At 62.3% G+C, this 11,424-nt stretch carries 13 protein-coding genes; 6 read left to right on the forward strand and 7 right to left on the reverse strand.

What is annotated here, in order from left to right; all coding sequences use genetic code 11:
* Positions 1-20: 20 nt before the first annotated feature.
* The 3 genes from aztB to AZF01_RS20620 form a co-directional block, all read right to left on the reverse strand.
* Positions 21-890: a zinc ABC transporter permease AztB gene (gene aztB / locus AZF01_RS20610; RefSeq protein WP_152534450.1), complete on the reverse strand. Its 870-nt coding sequence runs from the start codon at positions 888-890 to the stop codon at positions 21-23.
* Positions 887-1,663: a zinc ABC transporter ATP-binding protein AztA gene (gene aztA / locus AZF01_RS20615; protein WP_024706798.1), complete on the reverse strand. Its 777-nt coding sequence runs from the start codon at positions 1,661-1,663 to the stop codon at positions 887-889. Before aztA ends, aztB begins: the two co-directional genes overlap by 4 nt.
* Before the next feature lie 267 nt (positions 1,664-1,930).
* Positions 1,931-2,410 carry an Rrf2 family transcriptional regulator gene (locus tag AZF01_RS20620; protein WP_024706797.1) on the reverse strand — a complete coding sequence of 160 codons (480 nt, stop codon included), beginning with the start codon at positions 2,408-2,410 and terminating at the stop codon, positions 1,931-1,933.
* A gap of 133 nt (positions 2,411-2,543) precedes the next feature.
* Here AZF01_RS20620 and AZF01_RS20625 point away from each other — a divergent pair, with 133 nt between their 5' ends.
* The 6 genes from AZF01_RS20625 to AZF01_RS20650 all read left to right on the forward strand — a co-directional run bounded on the left by AZF01_RS20625 (position 2,544) and on the right by AZF01_RS20650 (position 8,002).
* Complete coding sequence (locus tag AZF01_RS20625; protein WP_024706796.1) at positions 2,544-3,473, forward strand: NAD(P)/FAD-dependent oxidoreductase; 930 nt, start codon at positions 2,544-2,546, stop codon at positions 3,471-3,473.
* On the forward strand, positions 3,473-4,096 hold the full coding sequence (locus AZF01_RS20630; RefSeq protein WP_024706795.1) for a bifunctional 2-polyprenyl-6-hydroxyphenol methylase/3-demethylubiquinol 3-O-methyltransferase UbiG: 624 nt from the start codon (positions 3,473-3,475) through the stop codon (positions 4,094-4,096). Before AZF01_RS20625 ends, AZF01_RS20630 begins: the two co-directional genes overlap by 1 nt.
* Positions 4,097-4,225: 129 nt before the next feature.
* Positions 4,226-5,098 carry a LysR family transcriptional regulator gene (locus AZF01_RS20635; protein ID WP_024706794.1) on the forward strand — a complete coding sequence of 291 codons (873 nt, stop codon included), beginning with the start codon at positions 4,226-4,228 and terminating at the stop codon, positions 5,096-5,098.
* 278 nt (positions 5,099-5,376) lie between these two features.
* The gene (locus tag AZF01_RS20640) at positions 5,377-6,354 is read left to right on the forward strand and encodes a DUF1852 domain-containing protein (protein ID WP_024706793.1); all 978 of its coding nucleotides are present in this window, start codon (positions 5,377-5,379) and stop codon (positions 6,352-6,354) included.
* Between the two features lie 14 nt (positions 6,355-6,368).
* A complete protein-coding gene (locus tag AZF01_RS20645; protein ID WP_024706792.1) occupies positions 6,369-7,400 on the forward strand; it encodes a methionine synthase in 1,032 nt (343 codons plus the stop codon).
* 95 nt (positions 7,401-7,495) lie between these two features.
* Positions 7,496-8,002 carry a flavin reductase family protein gene (locus AZF01_RS20650; protein WP_024706791.1) on the forward strand — a complete coding sequence of 169 codons (507 nt, stop codon included), beginning with the start codon at positions 7,496-7,498 and terminating at the stop codon, positions 8,000-8,002.
* Between the two features lie 4 nt (positions 8,003-8,006).
* Here the strand turns inward: AZF01_RS20650 and AZF01_RS20655 are convergent, their stop codons facing one another.
* From AZF01_RS20655 to AZF01_RS20670, 4 genes are read right to left on the reverse strand one after another with little or no spacing between them, the layout of a single operon-like run.
* Complete coding sequence (locus AZF01_RS20655; protein ID WP_024706790.1) at positions 8,007-8,282, reverse strand: FeoC-like transcriptional regulator; 276 nt, start codon at positions 8,280-8,282, stop codon at positions 8,007-8,009.
* A gap of 11 nt (positions 8,283-8,293) precedes the next feature.
* A complete protein-coding gene (feoB, locus tag AZF01_RS20660) occupies positions 8,294-10,627 on the reverse strand; it encodes a Fe(2+) transporter permease subunit FeoB (RefSeq protein ID WP_024706789.1) in 2,334 nt (777 codons plus the stop codon).
* Positions 10,624-10,857: a FeoA family protein gene (locus AZF01_RS20665; RefSeq protein ID WP_024706788.1), complete on the reverse strand. Its 234-nt coding sequence runs from the start codon at positions 10,855-10,857 to the stop codon at positions 10,624-10,626. The genes feoB and AZF01_RS20665 overlap by 4 nt, the downstream gene beginning before the upstream one ends.
* Complete coding sequence (locus AZF01_RS20670; RefSeq protein ID WP_024706787.1) at positions 10,854-11,243, reverse strand: ferrous iron transport protein A; 390 nt, start codon at positions 11,241-11,243, stop codon at positions 10,854-10,856. The genes AZF01_RS20665 and AZF01_RS20670 overlap by 4 nt, the downstream gene beginning before the upstream one ends.
* Positions 11,244-11,424 lie beyond the last annotated feature (181 nt).

Here is an 11,424-nt window from a genome sequence, read left to right on the forward strand (position 1 = left end):
AATTCCGGTAAGTTGCTTGATCAGGCCGCGCGATGCAGCGAGTTCGGCAGGCGCGACAGAAGAAGGCCGCGCGGGCTTGCGACGACCGAAACGAAATAGATCGCGCCGGCCGACAGGATGATCGCCGGGCCGGAAGGCAGCGAGGCGTGATAGGACAGCAGCAGGCCGACGATGGAGGAAACAACGCCGATGGCGATGGCGAGTGCGCACATGGTCGAAACGCGTTGCGTCCAGAAGCGGGCGGCGGCTGCCGGCAGCACCATCAGCCCGACGGACAGAAGCGTTCCGAGCGCCTGAAAGCCCGCCACCAGATTGATGACCACGAGGCCGAGAAAGATGAAATGCACCGGCGAGCCAAGGCGGGAGACGGAGCGCAGGAACAGCGGGTCCATGCATTCGGCCACCAGCGCCCGCCAGAACAGGCCGACGAGAACCATGGAGGTGACGGAGACCAGCGCGATCAATGTCAGCGCATCGTCGTTCAGCGCCAGCACCGTGCCGAACAGGACATGCATCAGATCGACGCTGGACCCCCGCATCGACACCATCATCACGCCAAGCGCCAGCGAAATCAGATAGAAGGCGGCCATCGAGGCATCCTCCTTCTGCACCGTGAGCCGGGCGATGGCGCCCGCGCCGAGCGCCACGAAGATCCCGGCGACAAGCCCGCCAATCGTCATCGGCACGATTTCGAGGCCATAAAGCAGAAAGCCGGCGGCCGCGCCCGGAAGGATGGCATGCGCCATCGCATCGCCGGTCAGGCTCATGCGCCGCAGCATCAGGAACACGCCGACCGGGCAGGCGCTGAGCGACAGCATCAACGCGCCGGACAAGGCCCTCTGCATGAAGGCGAACTCGACGAAGGGCAGCACCAGAGCGTCGTAGATCATGATCGCGCTCCCGCCCCAACTCGTGGCAGGCCTGCATCGCCCTCGGGCCCGCACCACGGCGCGTGCTCATCCCATGGCTCGCTGTAATGGCGGGCACGCAGCAGGTTCTCCGCCGAAAGCGTGCCGTGAACGTCGCCCCAGGCGATGGGCCGTCTGGCCAGCAGCAGCGCTTCGGGAAAGTGTTCGCGAACGAGATCGAGGTCATGAACGACGACCATGACCGTTCGCTGCTCCCCGTGCCAGTTCTTGATCAGCGCCACAAGATCGGTGATCGTGCGCGCATCGACCGCGTTGAACGGTTCGTCCAGCAGAATGAGATCGGCGTCCTGCACCAGAACCCGCGCAAACAGCGCTCTTTGCAGCTGGCCGCCGGAGAGGCTGTCGACGGGCCGCTTTTCAAAGCCTTTAAGACCCACGGCCATCAGCGCGTCGCTGACCGCCCGCCGGTCCTCGGCGCGATGCCGCCCGAGAAGACCGCGCCGCGGCCACAGCCCCAGCGAAACGAGGTCCACGACCCGCGCGGGAAAACTGCGGTCGAGTTCCGACAGTTGCGGCAGATAGGCCAGACGCGTGCCGGGCGCGACCGCGCAACTGCCGCCAAGCGGCCGCAGCAACCCGACAATGCCCTTCATCAGCGTCGACTTGCCCGAGCCGTTGCCGCCGACCACCGCCGTCAGACTGCCCTTGCCGACAACGCCGTTCAGGTGGTGCACAGCCGGATGCCGGTTGTATCCGAGCGTCAGATCGCGAAAGGTCAGGCAGGCCTCGGCCATCAAAGGGCTTTCACTCAAGTCAGGGAACAGTCTGGTTAGACTGGTAATGTAATAACGTTACATTTAAGGGAAGCCGATTTTGATGGCAACCACTTTTCTGCGCGCGCCTGAAAATCGTTTCGATATCCGGCCTTGAATACAGCGTCGTGATGGACCGTCATGGCCCGGCGACATGGCCGGAGACTTGGCCCGGAGACTTGGCCCGGCGACTTGGCCCGGCGACTGGGCGCTGCGCCTGATCACTTCAAACTGGACGGGGTCCGAAGATCAGCTCTTGGCATGCGAGAAAGCGGCTGCCGTATTACTGTCGGCGTCCCCGTGAAGGGCGGCAAACCGGTGCTCGAAATCCTGCGCCAGGTCCTCCACCGAGATCTCGGAGAACTGCTGCAACAGGCGGCGTTCGGCTTCCTGCATCGCAAGGTCAAGCCGCGCGTCGACGGCCTTCTCCACCAGACAGTCGGCGGGCTCCGCGCCGGGGCCGATGTTGAACAAGGGCGGGCTGCCGATCGCCTCGTAGACATCAAGCAGCGATATTGCGCTCAAGGGGTGCGCCAGTTGCCAGCCGCCGCCATGGCCCTTTTCCGAGATCAGGATTTCCTTGTCCCTGAGGCCCGCCATCATCCGCCGCACCACGACAGGATTCGTCGAAATCATCCCGGCGATCTGATCCGACGTCGCGCGTTCGACGTGCCGGTCGAGATGGATCAGCACGTGCAGCATACGGGACAGGCGGAGGTCGCGCGGCATCAAATGGGCTCCTGACTTTCGGATGCCTCTTGTCTAGCAGTGATCATGAAACAATGAAAGTTTCATGTCTTGCTTCGGTTCGGGATTTCATGTAACTCATAAAAATACATTAAGCCAAACACAGGATCAGGCTATGGATCATGATGTTCTCATTATCGGCGGCAGTTTTGCCGGAATGTCAGCCGCCATGCAGCTGGCGCGGGCGCGAAAACAGGTGTTGGTGCTGGATACCGGCATGCCCAGAAACCGGTTTGCAGCGGCGTCGCACGGGTTTCCGGGCCAGGACGGGCAAAGCCCGGCCGATATCAAGGCGTGGTTCAGCGAAGAGCTGAGCGCCTATCCGACCGTTCGTTTTCGCGACGGGGCGGCCCTTTCGGCCAAACGTGAAGGCAATGGTTTCCGCGTGTCTCTGGCCGATGGCGGCGATGTTGCCGCACGGCGGATCGTCCTCGCCTATGGCGTGCGCGACAGCCTGCCCGATCTTCCCGGTCTTGCCGAGCGCTGGGGCGCGAGCGTGCTGCATTGCCCCTATTGCCACGGCTATGAACTCAACCGGCAGCCCGTCGGGGTGCTGGCGCGCGGCGAGATGGCCCTGCATCAGGCGATGCTGCTGCCCGACTGGGGGCCGACGACGCTGTTTACGCAAGGATTGGTTCGGCTCTCACCGGATGAAACGCAATCGCTGCAAAGCCGTGGTGTGCGGATCGAGGAAACGCCGGTGGCGGAGCTCATCGGTTCCGGATCGGCGCTTGAAGCGGTTAAGCTTGAAGACGGCCGAAAGGTTGCGCTTGCCGGCCTGTTCCTCGCGCCGATTACCGCGCCTTCCAGCGACATCGCTGCCCAACTGGGCTGCGAAATGCGAGATGGGCCGACCGGTCCTTATGTTGCCGTCGACCAAATGCAGGCGACGACGGTTGCCGGTGTCTTTGCCGCCGGCGATCTGGCAAGCCCGATGCCGAACGCAACCCTTGCGGCCGCGGCCGGTACGATGGCCGGCGGTTCTGCGCATCGCTCGCTGATCTTCGACCCCGATCTCAGACAGCACGACGGGAGGGCATCGTGATGCAGGCGGCTGCACAGGGCGAATTCTGGAACGATCTCTATTCCAGGGCCTCGCCGATGTCTTCAGGGAGGCCGGGGCAGGCCCTTGCCCAGTTTGCCGGTCCGCTTGCTGCGGGCACCGCGCTGGAGCTCGGCTGCGCCAGGGGTGACGACGCCGTCTGGCTCGCCCGGCGGGGCTGGGCGGTCACCGCAGTCGATATTTCATCCGTCGCGCTTGAATATGCGGCGGACAATGCGCGCCGCGCCGGCGTGGCGGACCGCATGCGCTTCGAGGCGCACGATCTCGCCGTTTCTTTCCCCAAGGGCGCTTATGACCTGGTGACGGCGAGCTTTCTGCATTCGCCGCACGACTGGCCGCGCACTGAGGTCCTAGCGCGCGCCGCCGGTGTCGTCAGGCCGGGCGGACATCTTCTGATCGTCGAGCACGGCTCATACGCGCCATGGTCCTGGTCATCGAATGAGACGCCGCCGCCCACTGCCGAGGAAACGTTTCGCGCGATGCATCTTGCCCCGGATGACTGGCAGCGCAACTGCGTCTGCCAGATCGAGCGCGCGGCAAAGGGGCCGGAAGGTCAAACCGCGCAGGTGAAGGACAATATCATCTTCCTTCTGCGGCTCGGCTGAGCGGTGCCGTTCTGCCTATCCGGTGGTCTTGCCGCCAGATGCATCGGTCCCTTGGTAAGACGGTATCGATTGTCTATCATGACGTGGCTTCGACAAGGAAACTACGTCCATGACAAGGGGTCATGCTCAATGATCGATATCCAGCCGCTCTCCATCCTGCGCGAGATTGACCGCACCGGCAGCCTGACCCAGGCGGCCGAGCAGTTGAACCTGACGCAATCGGCCGTCAGCCATGCGATCCGCCGCTTCGAGGGGCGCCATGGCGTCAAATTGTGGGAGCGTGAGGGACATAAGCTGCGCCTGACGCTTGCGGGGAACTATCTCCTTGGCCTGGCAATGCGTGTGTTGCCGCAACTCGAACATGGCGCGGCGGTTCTTGATGATTACGCGCGCGGGCGGCGCGGCGCGATCCGGGTGGGGATGGAATGCCATCCCTGCCAGGATTGGCTGATGCGGGTGGTGGACCCGTTCCTGGCGGAATGGCCGGATGTCGAGCTGGATGTGACGACGGCCTTCCAGTTCGGCGGTCTGGCAGCGCTTCTGAGCCACGAGATCGACATTCTCGTCACCCCCGATCCTATCGAACGGGCGGGGCTCGAATACAGGCCTGTCTTCGATTACGAACTGGTTCTGGCGGTGGCCGAAAACCACCCGCTGGTGCAAAAGCAACGGATCGAGCCGGAGGATCTGGCGGGCGAAACCCTGATCACCTATCCGGTCTCGCGTGAGAGGCTCGATATCTACACCCGCTTCCTCGTGCCCGCCCACGCCCTGCCGCGCCGTCACCGCACGGTGGAAACGACCGATCTGATGTTGCGACTGGTCGCATCCGGCCGCGCCGTCAGCGCGACCCCCGACTGGCTCCTGCGCGAAGCCAAGGGGGTGAAGGGCGTCCGGATTGGCGAGGGGATCGCAAAGTCGATTCATCTCGGCCACCGGAGTGGCGAGCGTTCCGACTATCTGGATGGCTTCATGGCGCTTGCCGAAACCGTCAGAATCTGAATCGACCGCTGCGTTCAGGCGTGCAATCCGGACGGCTAAAAAGCACGCAGATTTGCCGTTCATCAAGACCGGCAGCATTCACTATGAGTTTCTGTCATGTTTTCCTGAAATAAAATCATTTTCATTCATGGATTGGCTCTGACATAGAACAGGCATTGGCTTGTTCGTCGACACGGGAAATGCGCCGACCGGGCGGGCCTGAAACGAAGAGCAAGAAACCACGAACACGCAAGAAACGGACTCGGGCCTTGCCCCGGAAGCCAGGACAGCAGATCATGATGACCAAAGATTTCACCTTCACGATCAAGAGCATTCGCTTCGACGAAGACTACACGCCGTCCGATGGCACGCGGATCACCACCAACTTCGCCAATCTTGCCAGAGGCGAGAGCCGTCGGGAGAACCTGCGCAATGCGTTGCGGATGATCGACAATCGCTGCAACAGCCTGGCGCAGTGGGACAATCCCGAGAGCGATCGCTATTCGGTCGAACTCGACATCATTTCCGTCGAACTCGATGTCGAGGGCGACGGCAACAGCTTCCCGGCCATCGAGGTGCTCAAGACGACGATCGTCGACCACGGGACGGGCGCGCGCATCGAGGGCATTGTCGGCAACAATTTCTCCTCCTATGTGCGCGACTATGATTTCAGCGTCGTGCTTCCCGAGCACAACAAGGACCGCGCCGGCTTCAGCATTCCCGATGATTTCGGCGAACTGCACGGCAAGCTGTTCAAGGCCTTCGTCCACTCGCAGACCTACAGAGAACACTTCCGCAAGCCGCCGGTGATCTGCCTCAGCGTGTCGGACAGCAAGGTCTATCATCGAACGGCCAACCTGCATCCGGTTCTGGGCTTTGAGTACCGACCGAATGAGACATCGCTCACCGAGCAGTATTTCCGGAAAATGGGGATGGAGGTTCGCTATTTCATGCCGCCCGGCAGCGCCGCGCCCTTCGCCTTCTATTTCTTCGGCGATCTGCTTCTGGATTACACCGATCTCGAACTGATCGGCACCATCGCGACGATGGAGACATTCCAGAAGATCTATCGGCCCGAGATCTACAACGCCAATTCCGCCGCCGGCGAGCGCTACAAGCCGAACCTCGGGCATGGCGATCACTCGCTCACCCGGATCGTCTATGACCGCGTCGAGCGGACGCGTCTGGCGAGCGAGCAGGGCCGGTTTGCCGAGGAAAACTTCATCAAGCCCTACCGGGCCATTCTCAACGACTGGTCCGCGCAATACGCACAATGACAGGATTGCCGTTCATGAAAAAACTGCTCCCCACGTCGACTGCCGGCAGCCTGCCCAAGCCCGCATGGATCGCAGAACCCGAAAAGCTCTGGTCCCCCTGGAAGCTTGAGGGCGCGGAACTTGCCGAGGGCAAACAGGATGCGCTGCGGCTGACGCTGGCCGAGCAACAGCGCGCCGGCATCGATATCGTCAGCGATGGTGAGCAGACCCGCCAGCACTTCGTGACGACCTTCATCGAGCATCTTGATGGCGTCGATTTCGAGAAGCGCGAGACCGTCAGGATCCGCAATCGCTATGACGCCAGTGTCCCAACCGTCGTCGGCGCGGTGTCGCGCGAAAAACCGGTCTTTGTCGAAGACGCGAAGTTCCTCCGCAGCCTGACCGACGGTCCGATCAAATGGGCGCTGCCCGGCCCGATGACGATGATCGATACGCTTTATGACGCCCATTACCAGAGCCGTGAAAAGCTTGCCTGGGAGTTTGCCAAAATTCTCAATCAGGAAGCGCGCGAGCTGGAAGCGGCCGGCGTGGACATCATCCAGTTCGACGAGCCCGCCTTCAACGTGTTCTTCGAGGAGGTGAATGACTGGGGCATTGCCACTCTGGAAAGGGCGATCGAAGGGCTGAAATGCGAGACCGCGGTCCATATCTGCTATGGATATGGCATCAAGGCCAATACCGACTGGAAGAAGACGCTGGGCTCTGAGTGGCGCCAGTATGAAGAAACCTTCCCAAGGCTTCAGGCCTCCAATATCGATATGGTTTCGCTGGAATGCCACAACTCACATGTGCCGATGGAGCTGATCGAGCTCATTCGCGGCAAGAAGGTGATGGTCGGCGCGATCGATGTTGCGTCCAACACCATCGAGGCGCCGGAGGAGGTCGCCGCGACCCTGCGCAGGGCGCTTCGGTTTGTCGATGCGGACAAGCTTTACCCCTGCACCAATTGCGGCATGACGCCGCTTTCGCGCAGCGTTGCCAGAGGAAAACTCGAGGCGCTGAGTGCCGGTGCGGCAATCGTCCGACAGGAGCTCGCGGCCGCATAACCGGCCCCGAAACCGGCCCGCCTTGTCATGTTATACCCGCAGGGCGGGGGCGGGTGCCGAGAGGGCATGAGAGGCTTCAACAGGAAAAGATGCCGATGTCTGAAACCGCCTTTGTCGACAGGATCGACCCTCGCGACCTGCGCGATTGCTGCGGCCGGTTTGCCACCGGCGTCACGGTCATCACCACGCGTTCAGGCGAGGGCGACCACGGCATGACGGCCAGTGCGTTCATGTCAGTCTCGCTCGATCCGCCATTGATCGCAATCTCTCTCGATCGCCGGTCGAGGATGCTGGGCAGGGTTTTGAGCGCGCGCCGTTTTGCCGTGAATATCCTGACGGAGGCGATGCGCGCGCATGCCTTGCATTTTGCCGGGCGACCGGATGGAACATTGACGGACCTGTTCCTGGAGCACCGCCACGGGCTGCCCGTCCTGCGCGAGGCGGCAGCGGTGATCGTGGCCGACGTGGTCAAGCAGGTCGAGGCTGGCGACCATGTCCTTCTCCTCGGTCATGTCCGGCATCTGGATCGCGATCCGGACGCAGCCCCGCTTCTTTATCACGCGGGGCAGTTCGGCAGCCTTGCAGCCCACCCGGCCGGTTGAGCGATCAGCCCGGCGCTTGTCGCGCCCGTTTCGATCTGCCGACCCATTCATAGACATCGGCGCTTTTCTGCGCGGCCGACGAGCATGCGCAGCCGCAACCGCATCCCGCCCTGGCGCAGGCCGGCGGCTCGCCCGAGATCTGACGCACGGAACCCTTTCGTCTCAGAACAGACATGATGTTCTCCACCGCTTCGATGTCGGTATCGAAGCGGTTGGAAAGTTCCTGGATGGACGCGCTTCCGTTCTCGGAGAGATGGAGCCTGATATCTGCGAGCAGCATGCCTGACTTCCTTATGCGGTTGCGCCGCGCGGGCGATCCGGCACGGTGGCTTTGGGACCGGAAAGAAGGCGCATTGCGGCGATCACGACCGCCAGGAGGCCGAGGATGCCGGCGGTCCACAGGCTGGAGGCTGCGGGGTGATCCGAAAACGTTCCGAGCTGATAGACCAGCACGGCCGATCCGTAGGCGAGCCCGGTTGTCCAGGTTACGGCAAACAGCGTCCAGCGGGTCCCGCTTTCGCGCCATATGGCGGCCGTTGCCGCAACGCAGGGCATATAGAGCAGGATCGCCAGGAGATAGGCGAAAGCCCCGATCCTGCCGTTGAAGCGGGCGGCCATGGCGCCGAAGATGCCGGTCGAAACGCCCTGTTCCTCGGCTGCGACAGTCTGATCGGCGATGTCGCCGACGCCGAGGACGAGCGGATCGGTGAGGCTTGCCGCAGCGTCTGCGAGATTGGCCGGAATGGAGGCGAAGGCCTCGCTGATACCGGCGACGACGCTGAACGTCTCTTGCGCTTCTTCTCCGGCAGCCTCGTTCTCGGCGATCTGGCCATAAAGTGCATTCAGCGTGCCGACCACCGCTTCCTTGGCGAAGATTCCGGTGAACAGGCCGACGGTTGCCGGCCAGTTGTCTTCTTTAATACCCATCGGCTCGACAATCGGCGTAATGCTGCGGCCAATGGCCGACAGAACCGAGGCCTCCGTGTCGTCATTGCCGAAGGAACCGTCCGTTCCGAGCGAATTGAGGAAGCCAAGAACCATGACGACGGCGATGATGACCCTGCCGGCCTTGAACATGAAGGCCTTCAGCCTGTCCCATGTCGTTCTGAGGAGGCTCCTGATTGTCGGGACGTGATAGGGCGGCAACTCCATGATGAAGGGAGAGACGGGACCGCGCAGCAGGGTGTTCTTGAGCAGAAGCCCGGTCGCGATCGCGGCCAGAATGCCGATCAGATAGAGCGCGAACACCACGTTCTGCCCGCCGACGGGGAAGAAGGCGGCCGCAAACAGCGCGTAGACCGGGAGCCTTGCCCCGCAGGACATGAATGGCGACATCATCACCGTCATGATCCGGTCGCGGCGATTGTCGAGCGTTCGGGTTGCCATGACGGCCGGCACGGAGCAGCCGAAGCCGAGCACCATCGGGATGAAGGACTTGCCGGGCAGGCCGATGGCGCGCATCGACCGGTCCATCACAAAGGCGGCGCGGGCCATATAGCCCGAATCCTCCAGGAATGTGAGGAACAGGAACAGGAAGCCGATCACCGGAATGAAGGTCGACACGGTCTGGATGCCTGCACCAACGCCCTGCGGCAGGATGGCAATCAGCCAACCCGGCGCGCTGATGGCCGTCAGCGCCGCGCTCGGCCAGTCGACCAGCAGCGTCCCTGTCAGAATGTCGAAGAAATCGATGAAGGCGCTGGCAAAGTTGATGGCGAACAGAAACATCGCATACATGACCGCCAGAAAGATCGGAATGCCGAGCATGCGGTTGAGAACAATCGCGTCGATCCGGTCCGACAATGTGCGCGACACCCGGTGCGTGCGCTTGACGGCCGAACGGGCAATGCTGTTGGCAAAGCCGTAGCGAATATCGGCGAAGAGAATGTCGATGTCCTCGTCGAGCGCGTCCTCGACATTTTCTCGGGCCTCTTCTGCCTGTCGCGCCAGCGCGCTGTCGCACAAGGCTTCCAGAGCCGCATCGCCCTCAATCAGGCGGGCCGCAAGCCAATAGGGCTTGGCGCCCCGTTTCCCGGCCAGTGCGGCGGCGGGACCTGAAAGCGCCGCAATCGCGGCCTCGACCTCCGGCTGGTAGGACAGGCGCGCGGTGGGCGCCTTGGCGGCATCTGCCGCGAGAATGATGGCGTCCTTCAGCGCATCGATGCCCTTGCTGCGCCTTGCAATGATCGGCACGACCGGGCAGCCGAGCAGGCTTGCCAGCTTGTCGCAATCGATCCTGAGACCACTCTCCGCGGCCATGTCCATCATGTTGAGCGCGACAATGACGGGAACCTGCATTTCGATGAGCTGGGCAGTCAGGTAGAGATTGCGCTCCAGGTTCGAGGCATCGACGATGTTGAGCACGATATCGGCTTCGCCGGAGAGGATGTAGTCCCGGGCGATGGTCTCGTCGAGGCCGGCCTCGCTGCCATCGCCGAGAGAGTAGGTGCCGGGCAGGTCAACCACATTGACGGTGGTATCCTTGTGCAAGAAGCGGCCTTCCTTGCGGTCGACCGTGACGCCGGGCCAGTTGCCAACCCTTTGACGCGCGCCTGTCAGCGCGTTGAAGAGCGTGGTCTTGCCGCAGTTCGGATTGCCTGCCGTCGCGATCGTGATCGACGTCATGACGGCACCCTTTCGCCCCGGAATGCAGAGAGCTCGGCGCGGCGCAGAGAAAGGGAAAAATCACGGATGCGGATTTCGACGGGGTCGCCGAACGGGGCGATCCGGGTCACGAGAAAATCGGTTCCCGGCGTGATTCCCATGGCGAGCAGGCGCTGGCGACCAGCCCGTTCGCCGCGATGATATCCGGTCACGCGTATCTTTGCGCCAACCTGCAGCTCTTCGGACGTCATTGTCTTGGTGCTCCCTGTTTGCAGAAATCCTCTGACGGCACGACCGTGATCCTGGCGGCCATGCCCGCGCCGATCGCGATGCGGCCTTCCCCGACGCCGCCAAGGGCGACAACCAGCGGCCCACCTTGCGTGCGGCAGACGATCCGGATGTTGCTGCCCGGCTTTATCCCGAGCGCGCCAAGTTTTCTGCGAAACCGGTCGCCGGCCTTCAGCGCAACGACCCGGAGCCAGGTTGCTTCATCCGCTGAGGTCAGGGGGCGCGGCCTTGAGGAGAAGGCATCGCGGGTCGAGCGGCTTGTCAGTGGGTCTTCGGTCGTTCGCGTCCCCGCAGGCTCTTCTGTCGGGAGCGCGAAGCTTGAACCAAAGCCAATGGTGAGGTCGGACATGGTCGGTACCCAGAAAACATGAAATCAATTCTCAACTTTATATCTGCAATACGCTCCTGTGCTTCGGTTCGTGCTTTGATCTGGGTCAACAGAGTGTTTTTCCGGCCCGGAGCTAAACGGACAAAGGTCAGTTTTTCTTCAGGAATTATCTCTGCCGGAAACACATCCGCCAAAAACCAAC

The organism is Martelella sp. AD-3 (assembly GCF_001578105.1).
Classification (GTDB): domain Bacteria; phylum Pseudomonadota; class Alphaproteobacteria; order Rhizobiales; family Rhizobiaceae; genus Martelella.

Bases quoted from the DNA above. Each gene is read 5' to 3' on its own strand.
- aztB (WP_152534450.1), bottom strand. From the start codon at position 890: ATGATCTACGACGCTCTGGTGCTGCCCTTCGTCGAGTTCGCCTTCATG.
- aztA (WP_024706798.1), bottom strand. From the start codon at position 1,663: ATGGCCGAGGCCTGCCTGACCTTTCGCGATCTGACGCTCGGATACAAC.
- AZF01_RS20620 (WP_024706797.1), bottom strand. From the start codon at position 2,410: ATGCCGCGCGACCTCCGCCTGTCCCGTATGCTGCACGTGCTGATCCAT.
- AZF01_RS20625 (WP_024706796.1), top strand. From the start codon at position 2,544: ATGGATCATGATGTTCTCATTATCGGCGGCAGTTTTGCCGGAATGTCA.
- AZF01_RS20630 (WP_024706795.1), top strand. From the start codon at position 3,473: ATGCAGGCGGCTGCACAGGGCGAATTCTGGAACGATCTCTATTCCAGG.
- AZF01_RS20635 (WP_024706794.1), top strand. From the start codon at position 4,226: ATGATCGATATCCAGCCGCTCTCCATCCTGCGCGAGATTGACCGCACC.
- AZF01_RS20640 (WP_024706793.1), top strand. From the start codon at position 5,377: ATGACCAAAGATTTCACCTTCACGATCAAGAGCATTCGCTTCGACGAA.
- AZF01_RS20645 (WP_024706792.1), top strand. From the start codon at position 6,369: ATGAAAAAACTGCTCCCCACGTCGACTGCCGGCAGCCTGCCCAAGCCC.
- AZF01_RS20650 (WP_024706791.1), top strand. From the start codon at position 7,496: ATGTCTGAAACCGCCTTTGTCGACAGGATCGACCCTCGCGACCTGCGC.
- AZF01_RS20655 (WP_024706790.1), bottom strand. From the start codon at position 8,282: ATGCTGCTCGCAGATATCAGGCTCCATCTCTCCGAGAACGGAAGCGCG.
- feoB (WP_024706789.1), bottom strand. From the start codon at position 10,627: ATGACGTCGATCACGATCGCGACGGCAGGCAATCCGAACTGCGGCAAG.
- AZF01_RS20665 (WP_024706788.1), bottom strand. From the start codon at position 10,857: ATGACGTCCGAAGAGCTGCAGGTTGGCGCAAAGATACGCGTGACCGGA.
- AZF01_RS20670 (WP_024706787.1), bottom strand. From the start codon at position 11,243: ATGTCCGACCTCACCATTGGCTTTGGTTCAAGCTTCGCGCTCCCGACA.